The organism is Marinobacter sp. S6332, from assembly GCF_023016045.1.
Lineage (GTDB): Bacteria > Pseudomonadota > Gammaproteobacteria > Pseudomonadales > Oleiphilaceae > Marinobacter.
This window is the reverse complement of sequence record NZ_JALKAP010000009.1, coordinates 129,781-150,951: the sequence shown is the minus strand read 5'-3', so window position 1 is coordinate 150,951 and position 21,171 is coordinate 129,781. Positions and strand designations below refer to the sequence as shown.

General features: G+C 52.5%; 18 protein-coding genes. 14 read left to right on the top strand and 4 right to left on the bottom strand.

The window, feature by feature from the left end; genetic code table 11:
* Window positions 1-3: 3 nt before the first annotated feature.
* A complete protein-coding gene (locus MWU62_RS13940) occupies window positions 4-489 on the bottom strand; it encodes a regulatory protein RecX (RefSeq protein ID WP_247115480.1) in 486 nt (161 codons plus the stop codon).
* Window positions 490-696: 207 nt separating this feature from the next.
* Here MWU62_RS13940 and MWU62_RS13935 point away from each other — a divergent pair, with 207 nt between their 5' ends.
* The gene (locus tag MWU62_RS13935) at window positions 697-3,153 is read left to right on the top strand and encodes a DUF349 domain-containing protein (RefSeq protein ID WP_247115479.1); all 2,457 of its coding nucleotides are present in this window, start codon (window positions 697-699) and stop codon (window positions 3,151-3,153) included.
* Between the two features lie 12 nt (window positions 3,154-3,165).
* Here the strand turns inward: MWU62_RS13935 and MWU62_RS13930 are convergent, their stop codons facing one another.
* Window positions 3,166-3,429, bottom strand: a complete 264-nt coding sequence (locus MWU62_RS13930) for a late competence development ComFB family protein (RefSeq protein ID WP_247115478.1) — start codon at window positions 3,427-3,429, stop codon at window positions 3,166-3,168.
* Window positions 3,430-3,640: 211 nt separating this feature from the next.
* Between MWU62_RS13930 and MWU62_RS13925 the strand changes: the two genes are divergently transcribed.
* From MWU62_RS13925 to MWU62_RS13910, 4 genes are all read left to right on the top strand, one after another.
* Window positions 3,641-4,849 carry an acetyl-CoA C-acetyltransferase gene (locus tag MWU62_RS13925; protein WP_247115477.1) on the top strand — a complete coding sequence of 403 codons (1,209 nt, stop codon included), beginning with the start codon at window positions 3,641-3,643 and terminating at the stop codon, window positions 4,847-4,849.
* 33 nt (window positions 4,850-4,882) lie between these two features.
* Window positions 4,883-7,033 carry a 3-hydroxyacyl-CoA dehydrogenase NAD-binding domain-containing protein gene (locus tag MWU62_RS13920; protein WP_247115476.1) on the top strand — a complete coding sequence of 717 codons (2,151 nt, stop codon included), beginning with the start codon at window positions 4,883-4,885 and terminating at the stop codon, window positions 7,031-7,033.
* 278 nt (window positions 7,034-7,311) lie between these two features.
* Window positions 7,312-9,483, top strand: coding sequence for a carboxy terminal-processing peptidase (locus tag MWU62_RS13915; RefSeq protein WP_247115475.1), 2,172 nt, complete (start codon window positions 7,312-7,314; stop codon window positions 9,481-9,483).
* On the top strand, window positions 9,483-10,271 hold the full coding sequence (locus tag MWU62_RS13910) for a helix-turn-helix transcriptional regulator (RefSeq protein WP_247115474.1): 789 nt from the start codon (window positions 9,483-9,485) through the stop codon (window positions 10,269-10,271). Before MWU62_RS13915 ends, MWU62_RS13910 begins: the two co-directional genes overlap by 1 nt.
* Here MWU62_RS13910 and mtnA read toward each other — a convergent pair.
* Window positions 10,260-11,363 carry an S-methyl-5-thioribose-1-phosphate isomerase gene (gene mtnA, locus MWU62_RS13905; protein WP_247115473.1) on the bottom strand — a complete coding sequence of 368 codons (1,104 nt, stop codon included), beginning with the start codon at window positions 11,361-11,363 and terminating at the stop codon, window positions 10,260-10,262. The two genes, MWU62_RS13910 and mtnA, sit on opposite strands and share 12 nt — an antisense overlap.
* A 138-nt stretch (window positions 11,364-11,501) precedes the next feature.
* Here mtnA and MWU62_RS13900 point away from each other — a divergent pair, with 138 nt between their 5' ends.
* From MWU62_RS13900 to rdgC, 8 genes are all read left to right on the top strand, one after another.
* On the top strand, window positions 11,502-12,842 hold the full coding sequence (locus MWU62_RS13900) for a TRZ/ATZ family hydrolase (protein ID WP_247115472.1): 1,341 nt from the start codon (window positions 11,502-11,504) through the stop codon (window positions 12,840-12,842).
* A gap of 35 nt (window positions 12,843-12,877) precedes the next feature.
* Window positions 12,878-13,594 carry a bifunctional 2-polyprenyl-6-hydroxyphenol methylase/3-demethylubiquinol 3-O-methyltransferase UbiG gene (gene ubiG, locus MWU62_RS13895; RefSeq protein ID WP_247115471.1) on the top strand — a complete coding sequence of 239 codons (717 nt, stop codon included), beginning with the start codon at window positions 12,878-12,880 and terminating at the stop codon, window positions 13,592-13,594.
* On the top strand, window positions 13,584-14,246 hold the full coding sequence (locus tag MWU62_RS13890; RefSeq protein ID WP_247115470.1) for an HAD family hydrolase: 663 nt from the start codon (window positions 13,584-13,586) through the stop codon (window positions 14,244-14,246). The genes ubiG and MWU62_RS13890 overlap by 11 nt, the downstream gene beginning before the upstream one ends.
* Window positions 14,247-14,311: 65 nt before the next feature.
* Window positions 14,312-15,061 carry a YciK family oxidoreductase gene (locus MWU62_RS13885; protein ID WP_247115469.1) on the top strand — a complete coding sequence of 250 codons (750 nt, stop codon included), beginning with the start codon at window positions 14,312-14,314 and terminating at the stop codon, window positions 15,059-15,061.
* Window positions 15,061-15,294, top strand: a complete 234-nt coding sequence (locus MWU62_RS13880) for a glutaredoxin family protein (RefSeq protein ID WP_247115468.1) — start codon at window positions 15,061-15,063, stop codon at window positions 15,292-15,294. Before MWU62_RS13885 ends, MWU62_RS13880 begins: the two co-directional genes overlap by 1 nt.
* 13 nt (window positions 15,295-15,307) lie before the next feature.
* Window positions 15,308-16,078 carry a peroxide stress protein YaaA gene (gene yaaA, locus MWU62_RS13875; protein ID WP_247115467.1) on the top strand — a complete coding sequence of 257 codons (771 nt, stop codon included), beginning with the start codon at window positions 15,308-15,310 and terminating at the stop codon, window positions 16,076-16,078.
* A 41-nt stretch (window positions 16,079-16,119) separates the two neighbouring features.
* A complete protein-coding gene (locus MWU62_RS13870; protein ID WP_247115466.1) occupies window positions 16,120-16,320 on the top strand; it encodes a DUF2788 domain-containing protein in 201 nt (66 codons plus the stop codon).
* A 19-nt stretch (window positions 16,321-16,339) separates the two neighbouring features.
* Window positions 16,340-17,266: a recombination-associated protein RdgC gene (gene rdgC / locus MWU62_RS13865; RefSeq protein ID WP_247115465.1), complete on the top strand. Its 927-nt coding sequence runs from the start codon at window positions 16,340-16,342 to the stop codon at window positions 17,264-17,266.
* A gap of 45 nt (window positions 17,267-17,311) precedes the next feature.
* On the opposite strand, the gene MWU62_RS13860 is transcribed toward rdgC, so the two are convergent.
* Entirely contained in the window at window positions 17,312-20,056 is a 2,745-nt protein-coding gene (locus tag MWU62_RS13860; RefSeq protein ID WP_247115464.1) for a GNAT family N-acetyltransferase, read from the bottom strand.
* Between the two features lie 158 nt (window positions 20,057-20,214).
* On the opposite strand from MWU62_RS13860, the gene MWU62_RS13855 reads away from it, so the two are divergent.
* Window positions 20,215-21,141, top strand: coding sequence for a histone deacetylase family protein (locus tag MWU62_RS13855; protein WP_247115463.1), 927 nt, complete (start codon window positions 20,215-20,217; stop codon window positions 21,139-21,141).
* Window positions 21,142-21,171 lie beyond the last annotated feature (30 nt).

Genomic DNA, 21,171 nt, shown 5'->3' with positions numbered 1-21,171 from the left:
AAGTTAGACGACAGGATCGTCCGGCCTGCTTACCTCAAGCACCCGTTCCACTTGGTTGCTGGTGAAGCCCCTGCGAGAAAAAAAGCGGGCCTGACGCGCCTTTTCGTCCCACTCATTACTCAAATCCGTTAAGCCGAAACGCTTTTCCCTCAACAAAAGTGCATTCCGGACCCAATCGGCATCAGCCAATTCCTCAAGGCAGTCCGGCAAAAAATGAATACCACGCTGCTGTAACTCTGCCATAACTTTAAGGGGGCCGTAGCCCAAATCAATTCGTTGTCGTGAGTAAACATCGGCAAAACGATTGTCGTTCAACCAGTCCTCGTTTTCGTAATCATCGAGAACTCTAGAAATAACTGAGCTTTCAAGCTGACGCTGTCGCAACTTCAGCGTTAGCTCTTGGCGGCTATGTTCGCGGCGAGCCAGCAGTCTCAGGGCCACCGAGCGTGCTTTGTATTCTTGGTTCTCGCTATTTTCCTGTTTTGCCATTCAGCCCTTCCCGCAAACGCTCACAAAGCGCTAGACTAGCCCCGATTTAATTCTGTCGGCGCAGGTTCCGAAGGCCGACACACTCATTTTTAACAGTAGTGACAATAGTGTCCGGCGCTCTGTGCTTGTACTGCAGAGAGCTGATGACCGGTGTCGGCTTACTTTGCCCGACACCGCAGACTGGTTTCAATCCCTAAGGATATCTTCATGGCTGCATTTCTCCAGAAACTGTTCAAATCCCGCAAACCCTCCGCCCCGGATCGCAAGGCACAAGCTCGCGATCAGCCACCGGCAGAGCCGGTGGAAGATAAGCGCGCCCAATTAAGGGAAGAGCAGCTGCAGGTGTTACACGCTGGCCCGACTCAAAAGGTTGCCGCTAGCCTCGCCATTGAAGGCTTAACGGCAGACACACGGCTCAAGGCCGCCGGTTTGCTGCAAGACGCTGAGCTGTTGCAGCAGGTACAAAAACAGGCGAAAAACCGAGACAAGAGCGTGTATCAGGTAGTTCGGCAGAAATTGCAGGTGATCCGGGATGAGCAGACTCATAAGGAAGCCATTTCTGCCACCATTTCCACGCTGATCCGCAACGCCAAGGATCAAGCTAAGAGTGACGACACCAAGCTTTATGAGGCGCGTCTGGAGACACTTCTAAGCCAATGGGCAAAAGTGGAGCCTGAGGCAACACCAGACCAAATGAGCGAGTTCCTTGAGTCGGTCCACCTCTGCCGCGAACGCTTGTCTGACTTGAAAGCAGCTCAGGCGGCAGAAGAGCAGCAGCGAGAACAGCAACTTCAACGAGAAGAAACCTTAGAGTTGATTGCCCGAACATTGGACGACTTGCGAAGCCAACCCACAGAAGCTCTTGCATCTTTGGCCTCTCTGGATGCACTTCAGAAAACCCAAGAAAACAGATGGCTGGAAGCAACTCGGGACACCCATGTAGAAAAACAGCAGCAAAAAACTTATGAAATGTCGATGATGGCGTTGCGTAATTATATGAGTGCCGTACGCCACATTAGTCAGTCAAAAGAGACACTTCACGCGCTCTCGGCTATTGCTGATGAAGACGCAAACCCGGGGGACCGCGAGCAAGCTTCTACGCTGATCAAAGAGATCAATTGGCCGGAGGGTTTCCCTGCTCCGGATCTACTGGTACCCCTATACAAACTGGCCAAAAAACCGAAAGCACAGGTCAAGAAGAATGATGATCAAAAGCAGCAACAAGCTGCAACAGAGAGCTTAAAAATAACGCTTAACCAGCTTGAAGAGGCTCTGGAAGCCAAACAGCTCAAGGAATCCCGCCACCTACTAAAAACTGCCCAACAGTGTCTAAAGACCCTTGACCACCGCAACGGCAAGACTTTTCAGGCACGAATTCAGCTTCTCACAGGCCAACTGCGAGAGCTGACGGACTGGCAGGGATTTGCCACCGAACCCAAGCAAATCGCTCTTTGTGAACAGATGGAATATCTGGCAGAACAGTCCATGGAGCCGGAAGCAAAATCCGAGCGCATAAAGGATCTCCAAAAAGAATGGCGAGAACTTGGTGGCTCGTCAGACCGCACTATGTGGGCACGTTTCAAGCAGGCGTCGGATAAGGCCTACGAGCCCTGCAAAACCTACTTTAAGGCCAAGTCGGGCTTAAAACAGGCAAATCTGGAAAAGCGCAAAACAATTTGTGCCGAGCTGGAACATTTTGTGAACAGCGTTGACTGGAGCACCATCGACTGGAAAGCCGTTGAGCATATTCTGCAAACAGCCCGTCAGGAGTGGAAATCTGCATGGCCTGTAGAGTTCAGGGATAATCGGCAGGTACAGAAGCAATTTGACGAACTGCTTAAAAAGCTAGAATCACCCATTGATGATGAGCGCCGCAAAAATGAAGCACTTAAGCTGGCAATCGTTGAACAGGCGCAAGCGCTAATTTCCCACGAACCCCTTCAAGAGGCTATGAGCAACGCAAAAGCCCTGCAAACGGACTGGAAAGCAATCGGCATTACGCGACACAGGGAAGACCGAAAATTGTGGCAAGCATTCCGCAAAGCCTGTGATGATATTTTTGCGCGCCGGGATACAGAGCGCTCTGAACAACAACGCGCGACACAGGAAGCCGATTCCGCTGCAGAGGCAATACTCAAGCAGGCTATGGGCGTGGATTCCAGTCAGGATGAACAGGCGCTGGAACAAGCGGTAACCTCATTGCGCAGCCTTGACGCCGCACAAACCTCTGCGACAGTTACTGAGAAAATTCAAAAAGAAAAGCAACGTTTGAATCAGGCGATTGCAGCACAGAAACTCAAGGCAGGTATTGCAGAGTGGCAAAAGTTTGTGCTTGTACGCGCCGGGGGGGAGGTAGCTTCAGGCGCCCTACCAGACAAATGGCCTCAGCTCGCCGAAAGTTTGCCCGAACTGGATGATCAAGGAATCGTCATCCGTGCAGAAATTCTTGCAGGCATGCCATCGCCAGAGGTTGAGCAGAAAAGGCGTATGGAAATACAGGTTCAGCGCCTAGCCGAAGGCATGGGCTCCTCCGAAAAAGCCGACAGCGCTTTAAAGAGTATGGAAAGCCTAGTCGCTAGCTGGTGTCTCAAAGCGCCCGACATGGCTGCAGACCCTGCGCTGGCAGAGCGCTTGAACAAGGCGCTGGATGCAATGACCAGCTAAACATTCAGCGCTCTACTCGCGCTGATGCTCTATGACAAAATCCCTGGCGTTTTTTACGGCGATCAGGGATTTGTCTCTCATGCCCTTGAGTTCCTCGTCGGCCAGATAAAACATCATGTCAACGGTGTGCCTGTAGTATCGGGGCGGCAGCCTGTTAAGAGCCACACACATAATGTCAGCCAGATAGTCTGGCGTATCCTCCGGCTTTCTTGTTGCCTCTATTGCTTCTATCACCAAACGTTCGTAAAAATTCTCGACCGCATCTCTAAAAGACATGTAGCTGTGCCTCCGCAATCCAAGTGGCGCACTTCAAAAGTCGGCGCCTTTGTCTGTAAACAATAGAAGCTGAAACCCTGCCTGTCATGCCAGCTGAGCAATTTTGCCAATCCGATTGGCAGGCGGCGTCATTACACACAAGGCTGCTAAGGGGCTATGGTGACAAGCTCGATAAATAAAACACAAAGCAATAATCACCAAAGGAAAAGCAATGACCACCGAGGCGTATATCTTCGACGCGGTCCGCACTCCCAGAGGGCGCGGTAAAAAAGACGGCTCACTTCACAGTGTCAAACCCATTACATTACTGACGACTGTGCTCAATGCGCTGCAGCAGAGAAATAACCTGGACACTTCTCAGGTAGACGATATAGTGCTTGGTTGCGTCTCCGCCGTTGGCGATCAAGGCGCCGACATTGCTAAAACAGCGGCACTTGCTGCAGATTGGGATGAAAAAGTAGCTGGCGTTACCCTCAACCGATTCTGTGCTTCCGGCCTTGAGGCCGTTAATCTGGCAGCCATGAAAGTTCGCTCTGGCTGGGAAGATTTGGTTGTTGCCGGTGGCGTTGAGTCTATGTCCCGCGTGCCTATGGGCTCGGATGGTGGCGCCTGGGCTATGGACCCCCATACCAACATGCATACCGGTTTCATGCCTCAGGGTATTGGCGCTGACCTTATTGCCACGCTTGAAGGGTTCAGCCGGGAAGATGTTGACGGATTCGCTGTAAAATCCCAGCAAAAAGCCGCTAACGCCTGGAAGAACGGTTACTTCGCCAAGTCTATTGTTCCTGTTACCGATCAGAGTGGCGTTGTCATTCTCGACCGTGATGAGCATGTGCGCGGCGACACTACGATTGACTCCCTTGCGGGCCTCAAACCCTCTTTCCAGATGATGGGGGAAATGGGCTTTAACAGCGTGGCCCGGGAAAAGTATCACTATGTTGAAACAATCAATCACGTACACCACGCAGGTAACTCCTCCGGAATGGTAGACGGCGCGACCGGCATTCTGATTGGCAGCGAAGCGAAGGGTAAGGCTCTGGGTCTCAAACCCCGCGCCCGCATTGTTGCAACGGCAGTCACCAGTACTGACCCGACCATCATGCTCACCGGCCCAGCTCCGGCCTCGCTCAAAGCTCTGGAAAAAGCAGGCATGACGGTGGATCAGATTGATCTGTTTGAAGTGAACGAAGCCTTTGCCTCCGTGGTAATGCGCTTCCAGAAGGAGCTCTCGGTTCCCGATGAGAAAGTGAACGTGAACGGCGGTTCAATTGCCATGGGCCATCCTCTCGGCGCCACCGGCGCAATGATTATCGGCACCCTGCTGGACGAACTGGAGCGCCGTGAGTTGCGCTACGGGCTGGCGACGCTTTGCGTTGGCGGCGGCATGGGCATTGCCACCATCATTGAGCGGGTCTGAACCCCCACACTTTTTCTGTAAGGAGAACCGATTATGAGTGCTATACGTTATGAACTGGGTTCAGACAAGGTTCTGACCCTCACCATCGACATGCCGGGCCAGTCCGCGAACACCATGAACAAGGCGTTCCGAGAAGCCCTCGATGAAACCGTACCCAAAGTTTTGGGCGATCTGGAGAACATTCGCGGCATCATTGTTACCTCTGCCAAGAAAACCTTTTTTGCCGGCGGCGACCTGAACGAAATTTTCAAAGTTACCCGCGACGACGCTCAGGCCTTTGAAGACATGGTCAACGCCATGAAAGCCCAGATGCGGGCGCTGGAGACCTGCGGCAAACCCGTGGTCGCCGCCATCAACGGCGCAGCACTGGGGGGCGGATTTGAAATTGCCCTAGCTTGCCATCACCGCGTAGTGCTGAACAACAACAGCATCCAACTGGGCCTTCCGGAAGTATCTCTGGGCCTCCTGCCCGGCGGCGGCGGCACTCAGCGCCTGCCTCGAATGATTGGTCTGGAAGGCGCGTTCCCGCTTCTGATGGAAGGCAAAAAACTTCGCCCTTCTGCTGCCCTGAAAGCTGGAATTATTGATGAACTGGCAGACTCCCCAGAAGACATGATGGCCAAGGCACGGGCATTTATTGATGCTAACCCGCAATGCCAACAGCCCTGGGACAAGAAAGGCTTCAAGCTACCTGGTGGCGCACCGCACCACCCGGCCATGGCGCAAAAGCTACCTATTGTACCGGCCATGCTGAAGCAGAAAACCAAAGGCTGCTATCCAGCGCCCGAGCGCATCCTGGCAGCAGCCGTTGAAGGTGCTCAGGTAGACTTTGATAACGGCAGCCTGATCGAAACCCGCTACTTTGCCGAACTGGTGACTGGTCAGGTTTCCAAGAACATGACGGGCACTTTCTGGTTCCAGTTGAATGACATCAATGCGGGCGGCAGCCGTCCTTCCGGTGTGGAAAAAGAGACCTTCAAGAAGGTAGGTGTCCTCGGCGCAGGCATGATGGGCGCGGGCATTGCCTACTCCACCGCTATCCGGGGCATGGACGTGGTGCTGAAAGACGTTTCTGTTGAAAGCGCCGAAAAAGGCAAAAGCTACTCGGAAAACCTGCTGGCGAAAAAGGTCAGCCGTGGCCATATGACCGAGGAGAAAAAAGCGGAAATTCTGGGTCGTATCAAAGCCACTGACTCCGCCGCCGATCTGGAAGGTTGCGATCTGGTTATCGAGGCAGTATTCGAAGACAGTGATTTGAAAGCCAAGGTAACCGCAGAAGCCGAACCCAAGCTGGTGGACAACGGTATCTTCGCGTCCAACACCTCGACTATTCCTATCACACAGCTGGCAAATGCGTCTGCCAAGCCGGAAAACTTTATCGGCCTTCACTTTTTCTCACCTGTGGACAAGATGCAGCTTGTAGAAATCATTGTCGGCGAGAAAACGTCCGATGAGACCTTGGCGCGCGCATTCGACTACGTTCAGCAAATCGGCAAGACCCCGGTGGTTGTGAACGATAGCCGCGGCTTCTTCACCTCCCGCGTTTTCGGCACCTTTGTGAACGAAGGCATCTGCATGCTGGGCGAGGGTATTCATCCTGCCAGCATCGAGAACGCAGGCTTGCTGGCAGGCATGCCCGTCGGTCCTCTGACCATCTCCGATGAAGTCAGCATGACGCTGATGCAGCTCGTTCGTAGCCAGAGTAAAAAAGATGTGGAAGCAGCGGGAGGAACATGGAACCCGCACCCAGCCGAGGCAATCATCGACCAAATGGTCAATGAGCACGGGCGCAAAGGCAAAGCTGCAGGTGCCGGTTTCTATGAATACCCTGCCAAAGGCAAGAAGTACCTATGGCCTGAGCTTGAAACTCTCTTTGTGGACAATGAGAAAGCCCGCAATGTAAAGCTGCAGGATCTGAAAGATCGGATTCTGTTTATTCAAGCCATTGAGACTGTCCGTTGCTTAGAGGAAGGCGTATTGCGCACTGTTGAAGACGCCAACATCGGCAGCATCTTTGGTATTGGATACGCGCCCTGGACGGGCGGAGCAATACAGTTTGTTAACCAGTATGGGGTGAGAGCCTTTACTGAAAGAGCTCAGGAACTAGCAAACATTTACGGCGAACGCTTTACCCCACCCGCACTGCTGCTTGAGCATGCGGAACAAGAAAAGCCCTTTACCTGAAGTGCCTGACCGGCGGGGGCCAAGCTCCCCCGCCGGTCATTCTTTCTCTCTCTCCCATATAGTCCCCATTAAACTCTTAGTCCATTTCGGTTGCTAACCCGCCGGGACCCGTTTTCTTTTTAACGAGAAAACGGCAAGTTATGGACAGATTGTCACGAACCGATACGTCATGCCTATAGCAACGGGTGTAGCCCTTGCCTACAATAAATCTATCAGCCCACGGGTTAACCGGCTCCAGATTTGTCTGGCGGGTACCCAGCATCGTCAGGTATGTTTTTATGACCATCGCGAAAAAATCATCTGTTCGTCCCGTGCCGTATAAGACTGGCGGGATGGGTGTATGTAAAGCGCTTACCATCGCCCTGCTTCTATCAGCACCTTTCGGAGCCCAAGCAAAAGCAGTAGAACCCGAGGTCTACACGCCGGTTGCACCAACGATTGATCAGGCACGCGCCAACATACTTATTGCGCGGCAACTGCAGTTCACTCATTTTCGCGACTTGGGTATCAGTGACAAACTTTCCGGTGACGTGTTTGACGCTTATCTGGATTACCTAGACGGGCAGCGGATCTATCTTACTGTAAGCGATGTTGAGGCATTATCCAAAGTCAGAAACCGCCTAGGATCAGCCCTTAAAACCGGCCAACTGCAGCCGGGGTTTGATATCTACAATCTGGTTCAGCAGCGCATTATAGAGCGCCTACAATTCGCGCTGAGCACTCTCGAAAAGGGCATAGAAAATCTAGATTTCACCTCTAATGAAAGCATTTTACTTGATCGCTCTGACGCTGAGTGGGAGCCAGACAAAAAAGCGCTAGATGCCTTGTGGGTGAAACGCATCAAAAATGCTGTACTGGCTCAACGCCTCAACGGCAGCGATGACGAAGCGATTAAAGATACTCTTGAACGACGGTACGAGGGCCAACTCAAGCGCGCTTACCAAGCTCGCAGCGAAGATGCGTTTCAGGCCTACATGAATGCATTCGCTGGCATGTGGGACCCGCATACTTCATATTTTTCACCGCGAACCTCTGAAAACTTCAACATTAATATGAGCCTCTCTCTTGAGGGCATAGGCGCGGTTCTGCAAGCGGACAACGAATATACAAAAGTTGTCCGTCTGGTGCCCGGGGGACCAGCTTCGAAGCAAGGCCAGCTTAAACCCGCCGACAGAATTGTCTCTGTTGCACAGGAAGACGAAAAACCGGTTAACGTGATTGGCTGGCGTCTGGATGAAGTAGTGGACCTTATCCGCGGCCCCCGCAACTCTGTAGTTACACTTGAAGTTGTGCCAGCTAGTGCAACCGACGAAACCCTAACCAAGTCCATTTCCATCAACCGCGATGAAGTGAAACTGGAAGAACAAAGCGCCAGCAAAGACACGATTGAGTTTGACCGCAATGGCGAGAAATACACTGTTGGGGTTATCACCATTCCAACCTTCTATGCTGACTTCCGGGCTATGCAGGCTGGCGACCCCAACTACAAGAGCACAACCCGTGACGTGCGAAAACTGATTGAAGATTTGCAACAAGATGGCGTAGACGGCTTGGTTATGGATTTACGCAATAACGGCGGTGGCGCTCTGCACGAGGCCAATGACCTAGTCGGCTTATTTATCGACACCGGCCCCACCGTGCAAATTCGCAACTCGAACAACGAAGTTCAGGTGCTCAACGACGACGATGCTTCAGTTGCCTACGACGGGCCTTTAGTGGTGCTCACCAACCGTATGAGCGCATCGGCATCCGAGATATTTGCAGGTGCCATTCAGGATTACGGTCGCGGCTTGGTAGTCGGCTCGCAAACCTTTGGCAAAGGTACCGTACAGGCCGTTCGCCCCCTCAATCATGGTCAACTCAAGATTACCCAATCCAAGTTCTACCGGGTATCTGGTGGTTCAACACAGCATAAGGGTGTGATTCCGGATATCGAGATCCCTACCCGTATTGATAAGACCCGAATCGGCGAAGACGCTCTGGATCACGCTCTGCCCTGGGATCAAATTGATGCGGTTCCTCATACCCGGTATTTTGATTTCAGTGGAATTATTGAGGAACTCCGTAAACGCCATGATGATCGCTTTGCCAAGAGCCCGGATTTCAGACTCCTTCAAAAGGAAATCGATTTCCTGAAAGAGCAGCGCCAAAGGGATACGGTAAGCCTTAATCTGGACGAGCGCACTATCCAGCAGGAACAGATCGAACGCACAAGACTGACCATTGCAAATGCTCGCAGGGAACTGCGGGGTGAAGAGCCTTTTGAGTCCCTCGATGAACTCGAAGACTGGCAAGATCAGCAAGCTGCCGATCTCGGGTCTGGAAATGAAGAGCTGGATTTTGTTATTCGCGAAGGTGGTGACATTATGGCGGACATGCTCGAGTTGGATAAACGCATGGCCTCCATCCTTACCCCGCAACAATTCGCGGCTCAGGCGGACGCGCTGTAATGAACCAAAAGCCAGACAAGCCTGTAGCCAACGAGCAGGAGCATCAGAATAAAGCCCGAGCTTTACAGGACATGCTGTTGGATGCCTTGCACGCCATGCGCTCGCAAGAAGAAGTAGACGTACTGCGCAAACCGACAGCATCGGAAAAAGCGCCAGACGGCATTATAGACCGCCTTGCCAGCATTACAGGTTCAGCATTCCGCTTTGGAGCTCGCGCTACCGATAAGTCTTTGCGCGTAGGTCGGGCTCTGATCAACTCGCAAGACCAGCTCCGCGCCATGCTTGCAGCTGGCCAGTCGCTGAAAGATATCCGTGAAGTGGCCGGGCTTACTCTGTCAGAAATGAGCGAAGCCCTCGATCTCCGAGATAAATCTGTACTTGAGGCCATCGAAAACGGCACAGCCACACTATCGTTTGAGTTGATCCTTCGCCTAACCGCCCTGATTGCAAGAAATGACCCTATCCCGTTTATTATGCGCACTACCCGGAACTATAACCCGGAGGTTTGGCAGATTCTCAGCGATTGGGGTGTGGCTAGAGTTCCGTTACAGTTTGAGCGAGAGAGGGAGTTCATCAACATTTTCCGTCGCCATGACTCGGCAAGAACCCTATCGGATGAAGGCTTTCGTAAGGTTCTGGAGTTTACGCGGCAAAGCTTCGAAATGTCGCTGCACTTTGCAGAGGATCAAGAAAAGCAAGTTGCTGAGCTCCGCGAAAGCTTCGCAAACCAGGAGGGTGCGCCTACAGAGAAAAGCAACGCTACTGGCAAAAAGCCATCATCCAAATAGGTTGCGCATCCCGGTTATATCCGGGTCCCGCACTACACCTTTTTCGGTAACGATCAGGTCAATCAAGCTCGCTGGCGTCACATCAAATACTGGGTTGAACACCGACACCCCCTCCGGCGCCAGCGGTATGCCTCTTATCTCACGAACCTCAGTACCATCTCGCTCTTCAATTGGAATATCTGCACCAGACTGCAAAGCCATATCCACGGTGGTGGAAGGCGCAACGACCATAAACCCGACTTTGTGGTGCCTTGCCAGCACCGCAAGACTATAAGTGCCAATTTTGTTGGCCACATCACCGTTGGCGGTAATTCGGTCAGCACCCACAACAATCCATCGAACCTCGCCCGCGGCAAGAATGGCTGCTGCCGCGCCATCGGCGTTCAGGGTTACCGGAATACCATCACGCACCAACTCCCAAGCAGTAAGTCGGCTACCCTGAAGCCAGGGCCGGGTCTCATCTGCATACACTTGCTTCAGCAGGTCTTTCTCATGCAGCCGACGAATAACACCCAGCGCTGTACCATAGCCTCCGGTTGCGAGTGCGCCGGTGTTGCAATGAGTCAGAACCGCAATTTTTTTAACAGCTCCCCCGGCAGCGGAAAACCCCATCGCTTCAACAGCGTAATCTGCCATGGTTAGGTTTGCCGCAAGATCTTCCTGGTGAATGGCAACCGCTTCATTCTCTAATCGCGCCAGCGCTTCACTGAGCGTGCTGCAATCGTCAAATACGCGCTCCATGCGCTGCAAGGCCCAGAACAAGTTTACGGCTGTCGGCCTCGACGCAGCCAAATCACCCATAGCCTCTTGTATTTGAGCGCGCCAATCGTCTGCTGTTGCCTGCCGCGCAGCAAGAACGACACCATAAGCCGCGCTGATACCAATAGCGGGGGCACCGCGAACAACCATATCTTGAATGCACTGCGAAACGCCGGATGCGGTCGTCAGAGTTAGCCACTCCTCCTGAACGGGAAGCAAACGTTGATCCAGTAACTCTAAGCTAGCACCAAGCCAACGCAGGGCTACGGTGCCAATAGATTGTGAGCCAGAAGAAGGCGTGGGTGAAAACTGGGATTCTTTGGAATTATTCATCGTCTGGCTCCGCTTTCATAACGCTGAAAACGGCCAGTATAACGGTTATACTTCCGGGCTACATTTTATCGTCCGGCGGCCTCGTGCTCTGTTTGTATGCTCTATGGCATTCGTCGCCGGCACTGCAAGGCAGGGTTAATGACGGCAGATACTATCACTGCAGCCGATATTCGCATCAACGCTCGCTGGCTGATCCCGATTGAACCATACGGAGTGGTGCTTGAGCATCAAGCCGTGATCGTACAGGGCACCAAGATTGCAGCGGTTATACCTGTGGCGCAAGCAGATCGCGAGATCCGTACCCGGGAGACTATTAACCTGCTCCACCATGTGGTTATGCCCGGGTTGATCAACATGCATGGCCACGCGGCTATGTCGCTGTTTCGCGGCATGGCAGACGACTTACCGCTAATGACCTGGTTAAACGACCATATTTGGCCTGCCGAAGGCCGTTTTGTTAGCGAGCAATTCATTGCAGACGGCACGCAACTAGCCATGGCAGAAATGCTGAGAACCGGTACGACTACTTTCTCAGACATGTATTTCTTCCCGGAAATTGTCGCCCAAATGGCCCACGACACGGGCATGCGTGCGCAAGTTTGCTTTCCTTTGCTGGATTTCCCCACGGTGTGGGGTTCAGGGCCTGACGAATACTTGAGCAAGGGCGAGGCGATGATTGATGAGTGGCGAGGCGATGATTACATTATGCCCGCGATTGGCCCGCATGCACCTTACACTGTGTCGGATGGACCGCTAAGTAAGGCTATAGCGCTTTCCGAGAAAACCGGCGCACGTATTCAGATCCATTTGCATGAAACCGCATTCGAAGTAGCAGAGGCTATAGAGAAGGAAGGTAAACGCCCTATCGAAAGGCTTGCGGAGCTTGGCGCCCTTAGTGACCGAACCCAATGCGTTCACATGACTCAACTTACCGATTCTGACATTGCACTTGTTGCAGGCGCAGGCGCGCACATCATTCACTGCCCCGAGTCCAACCTAAAGCTCGCCAGCGGCTTATGCCCTGCCCATAAGTTAATGGAAAGCGGTGTTAACATGACCATTGGGACAGACGGTGCAGCCAGCAACAATGACCTGGATCTGTTTGGTGAAACCCGCACGGCCGCCATGGTCGCGAAAGTGGTTGCCAATAACGCCGCCGCGCTTTCAGCCCATCAGGCTTTGCATATGGCCACCCTTAATGGTGCCAAAGCTTTGGGACGGGAACATGAGTTGGGGTCGCTACTAGCGGGGAAACTCGCCGACATCATTGCCATTGACCTAAGTGATCCATTTATTCAGCCGGTTTATGACCCAGCCTCCCATCTTGTCTATAGCAACCATGGGCGCGCAGTAACCCATAGCTGGATCAACGGCGTACCTCAAGTACAAGATGGCAAGCTAACGCGTATAGACGTACCGGATTTAATGCTTCGTGTTGCAGACTGGGCGGATAACATTCGCAAGCAACAGGCCGACTAACCAAATTTCGACAGATTGACCAGGCAGAAGACAAGATGACAAATCAGAACGTTGACCGTAACGAAATTGCGAAGTTTGAAGCCCTTGCTAGCCGGTGGTGGGACCCCACCAGCGAGTTCAAGCCGCTGCACGACATTAATCCCTTGCGCCTTAACTACATTGATGAGCGCGTATCCCTTGCTGGCAAACGAGTAGCAGACATTGGCTGTGGTGGTGGACTGCTTTCCGAAGGCATGGCCCTGCGCGGCGCCCATGTAACCGGAATAGATATGGGGGAGGCGCCTTTGGCAGTGGCGCGGTTGCACGGTCTGGAAAGCGGAATCAAGGTAGACTACCGGCAAATCACCGTTGAAGAGTTGGCACGGAACCCCGAGCACGCCGGCCAGTACGATGCCGTTACCTGTCTGGAAATGCTAGAGCACGTGCCCGATCCTGCCTCGGTTATCAAAGCCTGCTCTACTCTACTCAAACCGGGCGGACACATGTTTGTATCAACCATCAATCGCAATCCAAAATCTTTTCTGTTTGCGATTGTGGGTGCCGAGTACGTCCTGAACATGCTCCCCAAAGGCACCCACGAATGGAAGAAGTTCATCCGGCCATCGGAGATGTCAGATCACCTGCGCCATGCAGGACTGGAGGTGCGCGAACTCACAGGCATGACCTATAACCCCATTACCCGCACCTACAAACTTGGCCGTGATGTAGACGTTAACTACCTGATGCACGCCCGGGATATCCGTGAAGACTAACCACCCTTCCGCTGTTCTGTTCGATCTGGATGGCACCCTGATTGATACAGCGCCAGACTTTATCCGCTGCCTAAACGAGATGCGCCAGCAGCACGGGCTTCCGGCGCTTCCGGCGGACCACATACGCAGGTCTGTTTCCAATGGCGCTCGGGCGATGGTGCGTGTGGGGTTTGGGCTAGAGCCAGACCATCCGGATTATCTTAACAAGCACACAGCGTTTCTAGATTTATATGAAGCGGGTGTTGCCGTTGAGACCCGGCTTTTTGAAGGTATGGACGCGCTGCTCCAATCGCTAGAGCAACGGGAGATTCCCTGGGGCATTGTTACTAACAAACCAGTACGCTTTGCTGAGCCGCTGGTTCAAGCTCTGGGCTTGGCAGAGCGTTGCGCAGCGCTGGTGTGCCCAGACCATGTCACTGACCGTAAACCGCACCCGGAAGCCCTATTTCTCGCTTGCAAACAAATCGGCGCAGATCCAGAGCATGCAGTGTATGTGGGCGACCACGAACGTGACATCGAAGCTGGCCGAAATGCGCGCATGCAAACCATTGCCGTACGTTACGGCTATATAGAAGAACCAGAAACCGTTGATCTATGGCAAGCGGACTTTATTGCAGACACCGTGAACCATCTCGCAAAGCTGTTACAATAGCGCGCTTCTAAAACGGTCCATTTTGACAGACTCCGATAAACTCCAGTCTGCTACGGAGACAGGTTATGCAAGATTACAAGGCACCCGCTGATCTGCTGAAAGACCGCATCATCATGGTGACCGGTGCGGGCAGCGGCATCGGCCGTACCGCCGCAAAAACCTATGCCGCCCACGGCGCCACAGTGATTCTTGTAGGCAGAACTGTGGGCAAGCTGGAAACGGTTTATGACGAAATCGAAGCTGCCGGGCACCCGAAACCGGCCATAGTGCCGATGAATTTTGAAGGCGCTGCGGTAAAGGACTATGAAGAACTGGCCATGACTCTGGAAGACAACTTCGGGAAACTCGATGGTCTTTTGCACAACGCCGGTATTCTCGGCGACCGCAGTCCGGTGGAAATGTATGACCCGGAAATCTGGAACAAAGTCATGCACGTGAATGCCACGGCGCCGTTCCTGCTATGTAGAGCGATGGTTCCTCTACTGCGTAAATCCGAAGCAGCGTCAGTTATCTTCACATCGTCCGGTGTTGGTCGACAAGCCAGAGCTTACTGGGGCGCCTATGCCGTCTCCAAATTTGCAGTTGAAGGCCTCAGCCAGCTGCTGGCCGACGAACTGGGTGATGAGCGCCAGAAAGTGCGTGTGAACAGCCTGAATCCTGGCGCCACAAGAACCAACATGCGAGCCCACGCCTACCCGGCAGAAAACCCGCAGCAAAACCCGGCGCCGGAAGAGTTGATGCCCATTTATCTGTACCTGATGGGTAAAGACAGTGAAGGTGTGAACGGCCAGAAATTGGATGCCCAGCCAAAGTAATGGAACTACTTTTTTACACGACATCCCAATGCCACCTGTGTGAACTGGCAGAAGCCCTGCTAGTGAGCACACCTATGCCAGTACCGATACCAGTGGACGTAGTGGACATCGCACAATCTGAAGAGCTGGTAGAGCACTACGGTACACGAATTCCCGTTCTTCGCCGCAACGACACCGGGGAAGAACTAAACTGGCCATTTACCCGGGAACAGCTACTTACGTTTCTGCAATGAGGAATTATCTAACATGTTGATGGTTATCTCACCTGCTAAAACTCTCGATTACGAGAGCCCATTGGCAACGGAAACCTATACTCAGCCAGACTTTCTGGATGACGCCTGCGAACTGATTGACCAACTCAAAGAGCTTGAGCCCCATCAGGTCAGCAATCTGATGAGCGTCAGCGACAAGCTAGGCCAATTGAATGCCGAGCGCTTTCAAAACTGGCACACGCCTTTCTCGCCCGAAAACTCCCGCCAGGCCGTTCTGGCGTTTAAAGGCGATGTTTACACCGGGCTAGACGCGGAAAGCTTCAGTGAACAAGACTTCAACTTTGCCCAAAAGCACCTGCGCATGCTGTCTGGGCTTTATGGCATTCTCAAACCTCTCGACCTGATGCAGCCATACCGTTTGGAAATGGGCACCAAATTCGAGAACAAGCGGGGCAATGATCTCTACGCATTTTGGGGTGAACGCCTTACGCAAGAAATAAATCGTTTGCTGAAAAGCGACGACGAGGTGCTAGTTAATCTGGCTTCGAACGAATACTTCAAAAGTATTAAAAAGAAAGACCTTGAAGGGCAGCTAATTACCCCCCAATTCAAGGATTGGAAAAATGGCCAGTACAAGATAATCAGCTTTTACGCTAAAAAAGCCCGCGGCCTCATGTGCCGCTACGCCATCCTGAATCGTATTACCAATGCAAACGACCTCAAGGGATTCGACCTTGATGGTTACTATTTCAGCGAAGACCAATCCGATAAAAATAACTGGGTTTTCCTAAGGGATGAGCATTAAACAGAAGAGACACCCAACCCAGAGTTAAATCGGAGTTAATCATGAATGAAGCAGTATTTTCCCAGATCGCCATGATGGTGCTTCTGACAGCCCTTATTGGTTGGATGGGCTTTATCGTTTGGGATTTGGCTAAAAAATCACAGGCCGGAAAGTTTGGTACCATCGCCCTGTTTACAGTGCTGGGGGCGGGTGTTTTCGGCTTTATCGTTAAAACAGTGCTCGTAGAAGTTATCCAAATATGAAAGACAAGGATCAAGCCTGATGTGGTTTCGCAACGCCCGCGTTTTCCGTTTTACCAAGCCGTTTGATATTTCTTCTGAAGAGCTGGAAGAAAAGCTCAGCGCCGATGCGTTCAAACCCTGTGGCCCACAAGAAACCGCTCGTCAAGGATGGGTTCCGCCACTGGGGAAACACGGCGAACTACTGGTTCATAGTGCTAATGGCTATCATCTGATTGCTTTGCGTAAAGAAGAGAAAATTCTGCCCGGCCCAGTAATAAAAGATGCGGTTGAAGAAAAAGCCGAAGCCATTGAGCATGAACAAGGTCGTAAAGTTCGCCGCAAAGAAAAGGAAGAAATAAAAGAGCAGGTAATGCTTGAAATGCTGCCTCAAGCATTTTCTCGCAACCGTCGCAGCTTTGCGTATCTGGCGCCGAAAGACGGCGTTTTGGTGGTTGATGCAGGCTCCGCAAAGCAGGCGGAAGACATGGCTTCAACGCTGCGCAAAAGTCTCGGGTCCCTACCGGTGCGCCCACCTGTACTGGAACAATCGCCTATATTCACCTTTACCGGCTGGTTGAACGAATCCATTGACCTACCAAGTAGTGTAGTCCTTGGGGATGAATGTGAGCTAAAAGATCCATCGGAAGATGGCGGCGTAGTTCGCTGCAAAGGGCTAGATTTGAAAGCGGACGAAATCCGCAATCACTTGGAAGCCGGGATGGAAGTAACCAAGCTTGCCGTAACCTGGGATGACAACGTGTCCTTCGTTCTTGACGAGGAAATGGGCATTCGCCGACTGAAATTTGGTGAAACACTTCAAGAACAGCTCGACGACGTGGATGTGGATGACGCTGTTGCAAAGTTTGACGCAGCCTTCACGCTCATGACGCTGGAACTGTCCAAACTGATTCCGGGCTTGCTAGAAGCCATGGGCGGCGAAGACCGTTCGGCCATTGTTGAAGAGTAACAATTTTAGCCTATGGGCAGCACTGGGGCCTTTCTAAAAAAGGTCTCAGTGGGCGCCCTTACCTAACCGCTCTTTCTGCCAGTCATTTTCCGGCTCGTTCAGCACCAGCCGCAAGTCCATAACCTCTTCTTCAACGTTATACTTCACTTCAAAACCCATGTGCTCAGCCAACTGCAGCATCGGCCGGTTGTCCGCTAGCACATTCCCCACCATTTCCACCGTGCCACGGGCACGGCAGTAATCAATCATCTTCTGCATTAGGGCAACACCAAGCCCCTCACCCTTCATTTTATCGTGAACCATTACGGCAAACTCACACTGAAGATTGTCTGCATCCGTCCAGGTTCGCACAGTGCCCAGAGTTTCATCCCCTTCTCCGTCTTCTCGTGGTGCGTTGGCGATAAAAACCATTTCCCGGTCGTAGTCGATCTGTACCATCTGAGCGACATCTTCCCGGGTGAAGTGTTTACGATATTGAAAAAACCGATAGCGAATGGATTCGGGCGACTGAAGCTCATGGAAGGCCCGGTGGGAGGGCTCATCCTCTGCCAGAACCGGGCGGATAATCACCCTTCGACCGGATTTTGGTAACACCAACCATTCCTCAAGCTCTCTGGGATAAGGCTGGATAATCGGCTGGCCTCGTGATTCCGATAGATTAATAGCTACGTTAACCGCTACAGCGCCTTGCTCATTAAACAACAAGGGGGAAATCTCCAGCCCCTGAATTTCGGGTATATCAATAACAATCTGGGACAGGGTAACCAAGGTTTCAGACACCGCCCGAATATCTGCCTCTGGCTTCAAGCTGTGCTCACGAAGCAATTTAAACATATAGGTCCGGCGCAGCAGCTCTCTTGCGAGGACCATGTTTAACGGTGGCAGCGCTATCTGGCGGTCTGTCATTACATTGATATGGGCGCCAGACGCACCGCAAACCACCAAAGGCCCAAACTGGGCATCTCTGGTAATCCCTACACTGAATTCAATACCGCCAATGTGCTGATAGGAGTGCTGCATGGCAAACCCGAGAAAACCACTGTTCGGGAAGTGCTCCTGATACTCCTCCATCAGAAACTGGCATGCATCAATAATGGCAGCCTCACTGCTCAGCTTCTGCACCTTGCCCTTATAGCGGCGCTGGGCAACTGTCAAGGTAACAAACGGGTGACAGGCTTCCTCATGCACAAGGGTTACGTCCACGGGGCGCCGCTCTATGGAAAAGGCTTCAAGTACTTCTTCTACGTCTTCGCAGTAAATCGTCTCGATGGTATTGATGCCATAGTCGCGAATCACTTCCCGGGCCTCGCGGCTCGACAGGTGCTTGCGGCCTGAGCGTAACGCATTCATTACCAATCGGCGTGGTTTTGCGTAATCCGAGAAATGATCCGTAAACGACTCGGGGGTTTCCGTCAGCAAGCGTTGGATACGGTGGTGCCGAACATGCTGCATAAAGGCCACAACCGCTTTTTCCGGATTAAAAAACGAAGGCAACCCGGCGCGATAAAATTCATCACGGGCTTCCATGACCGTACTCTGCCCCAGCCAGCAGGTGAAAATATTAAGCCGCGTGCCCTTTGCCGCCTGCACGACAGCATCAGCAATTTGCAAGCTGTCTTCGGTCAAACTAGGCGCGTACATTACCAGCACGTTGGCCACTTCCGGATCCTTAGCCAGAATCTTGATGGCATTGCCATATAGCTCCGGAGAAGCATCATAGTTAAGGTCGATGGGGTTTTTGCGTGTCCAATATGGCGGTAGAAGTTCCGCAAGAGACGCAATGCTAGACTCGGACAAGTCCGCTAGCTCACCTCCCAAATCCGCCAGCCGATCCACTGCAAGAACGCCCGGCCCCACACCATTGGCTAAAATAGCAAGGGTTTCCCTGCGCAAAGGCCGCATGCGGGTAAGCGTTTCCAGAGCGTCGAACATCTGCCCCAGACCATCAACCCGCAGCACACCAGCACGCTGGAGCATTGCGTCGTATATCGGATCACTGCGCCTAATGCCGTCCGGTAGCTCATGGGTTAGCCACTCGGATTCTGGCACCCGGCCAGATTTAACGGCAATGACCGGCTTAGTTCTCGAGGCCACTCGCACGGCGGACATAAAGCGTCGTGCATTTGGAATGTGTTCAATGTGCAGAAGGATGGCTCGGGTTTGGGAGTCTTGGGCGAGATAGTCAATCAGATCGTCATGGTCTATGTCCATGCCGTCGCCGAGGGTGAGAAAATAGGAAAAACCAACCCCCCGAGCAAAGGCCCAATCGATAACTGAACTGGCAATGGTGCCAGACTGACCCACGAACGCCACGCGGCCGGGAAGCACTCCCATATGCGCATAGGTGGCATTCAAACTTCTGGCCGGGACTATCAAACCGATGGTATTGGGACCCAAAACTCTGATGCCTGTTTCCTTCGCCGCATCTCGCACCGAGTACATCAGAGGCTGGCCGGTTTTACTGTGGGTACGGGACATGCCACCGGTCATCACGATCGCTGTGCGAACGCCCGCCTCACCTAAGCGTCTGATGGTCTTGGCGACCGTATCCGGTGGCGTACAGACAATGGCGAGGTCTGGCGTAAACTCCATTTTGGCAATATTTTTGACACAGGGTACGCCATGAACATTTTCGTAATCCCTCTGGTTAACCACCAGAAGCTTGCCCGGATAGCCGCCACCCATCAGGTTTCGCAACACCATACCACCAAGGTTGCCCGCCCGTTCCGATGCCCCAACCAATGCAATGGAATCAGGATTAAACAGACTTTCCAGATACCGGGTGCTCAAGCTGACTCTCCTTGGTACGTTGTTTTAGCTATCTTATGCATTGAATAACCGATGTGAAATGCCGATTACCACTATACGACCAAAGAAACTCGGCGCCATCAGATTATCCCTGATAAGATTGAAGAAAATACAAGTATAGTCGGGACGTCTCGAAATTTATGACCACAGCATTTTTTTCCCACGATGACTGCATGAAACACGACATGGGGCCAGAACACCCCGAAAGTCCCGGTCGTCTGGCGGCCATCATCAGTTACATAGCCGACACCGGTATTGCAGAAAAACTAGACTGGGTGCGCCCGGAAGAAATTACCCGCGACCAACTACTAAGCGTGCACCCCGAAAACTACCTGCAACAGCTCGACATGATGCAGCCCACCAGAGGGCGGGTATTCACCGACCCGGATACTGCCATGATGCCCGACACCCTACGCGCGGCAAAATTGGCTGCCGGTGCCAACATCCAAGCGGTGGATATGGTCATGAGCAGTCAGGTTACCAATGCCTTCATCTGCGCACGACCTCCAGGCCATCATGCCGAGCGCACCAAGTCGATGGGCTTTTGTTTTTATAACAACGTAGCTCTGGCGGCCATGCGCGCGCTCAATTTTCATCATCTTGACCGAGTAGCCATAATTGATTTTGATGTGCATCAAGGGAATGGCACTGTGGATATTGTTAGCGGAGATGAACGCATCTTGATGTGCTCAAGCTTTCAGCACCCTTTATTTCCATACTCCCACGTGCACCGGCAAGCCGACAATATCGTAAACATTCCCATTGAAGCGGAATGCTCTTCCGCAGAATATCGCAAGCAAGTAGAAGCCGGCTGGATAAAACGCCTGAACGCTTTTAAGCCTCAAGTAATTTTGATATCCGCCGGATTTGACGCCCACCGCTTGGATCCAATGGCCGAACTGAATTTGGAAACAGAGGATTACCGTTGGCTAACGGAGATTTTGGCGGGCGTGGCGAATGAACACAGTAACGATCGAATCATTTCAACACTGGAAGGCGGCTATCATTTAAAAGCGCTCGCTGAAAGCGTGAATGCGCATCTGGAAGTGCTGAGCTCGATATACTGATTTTTAGATTTAAAACATTCGCGCGCGATA

What these genes read in the sequence shown, in the direction of transcription:
- MWU62_RS13940 (WP_247115480.1), bottom strand. Translation starts at nt 489, where the DNA reads ATGGCAAAACAGGAAAATAGCGAGAACCAAGAATACAAAGCACGCTCG.
- MWU62_RS13935 (WP_247115479.1), top strand. Translation starts at nt 697, where the DNA reads ATGGCTGCATTTCTCCAGAAACTGTTCAAATCCCGCAAACCCTCCGCC.
- MWU62_RS13930 (WP_247115478.1), bottom strand. Translation starts at nt 3,429, where the DNA reads ATGTCTTTTAGAGATGCGGTCGAGAATTTTTACGAACGTTTGGTGATA.
- MWU62_RS13925 (WP_247115477.1), top strand. Translation starts at nt 3,641, where the DNA reads ATGACCACCGAGGCGTATATCTTCGACGCGGTCCGCACTCCCAGAGGG.
- MWU62_RS13920 (WP_247115476.1), top strand. Translation starts at nt 4,883, where the DNA reads ATGAGTGCTATACGTTATGAACTGGGTTCAGACAAGGTTCTGACCCTC.
- MWU62_RS13915 (WP_247115475.1), top strand. Translation starts at nt 7,312, where the DNA reads ATGACCATCGCGAAAAAATCATCTGTTCGTCCCGTGCCGTATAAGACT.
- MWU62_RS13910 (WP_247115474.1), top strand. Translation starts at nt 9,483, where the DNA reads ATGAACCAAAAGCCAGACAAGCCTGTAGCCAACGAGCAGGAGCATCAG.
- mtnA (WP_247115473.1), bottom strand. Translation starts at nt 11,363, where the DNA reads ATGAATAATTCCAAAGAATCCCAGTTTTCACCCACGCCTTCTTCTGGC.
- MWU62_RS13900 (WP_247115472.1), top strand. Translation starts at nt 11,502, where the DNA reads ATGACGGCAGATACTATCACTGCAGCCGATATTCGCATCAACGCTCGC.
- ubiG (WP_247115471.1), top strand. Translation starts at nt 12,878, where the DNA reads ATGACAAATCAGAACGTTGACCGTAACGAAATTGCGAAGTTTGAAGCC.
- MWU62_RS13885 (WP_247115469.1), top strand. Translation starts at nt 14,312, where the DNA reads ATGCAAGATTACAAGGCACCCGCTGATCTGCTGAAAGACCGCATCATC.
- MWU62_RS13880 (WP_247115468.1), top strand. Translation starts at nt 15,061, where the DNA reads ATGGAACTACTTTTTTACACGACATCCCAATGCCACCTGTGTGAACTG.
- yaaA (WP_247115467.1), top strand. Translation starts at nt 15,308, where the DNA reads ATGTTGATGGTTATCTCACCTGCTAAAACTCTCGATTACGAGAGCCCA.
- MWU62_RS13870 (WP_247115466.1), top strand. Translation starts at nt 16,120, where the DNA reads ATGAATGAAGCAGTATTTTCCCAGATCGCCATGATGGTGCTTCTGACA.
- rdgC (WP_247115465.1), top strand. Translation starts at nt 16,340, where the DNA reads ATGTGGTTTCGCAACGCCCGCGTTTTCCGTTTTACCAAGCCGTTTGAT.
- MWU62_RS13855 (WP_247115463.1), top strand. Translation starts at nt 20,215, where the DNA reads ATGACCACAGCATTTTTTTCCCACGATGACTGCATGAAACACGACATG.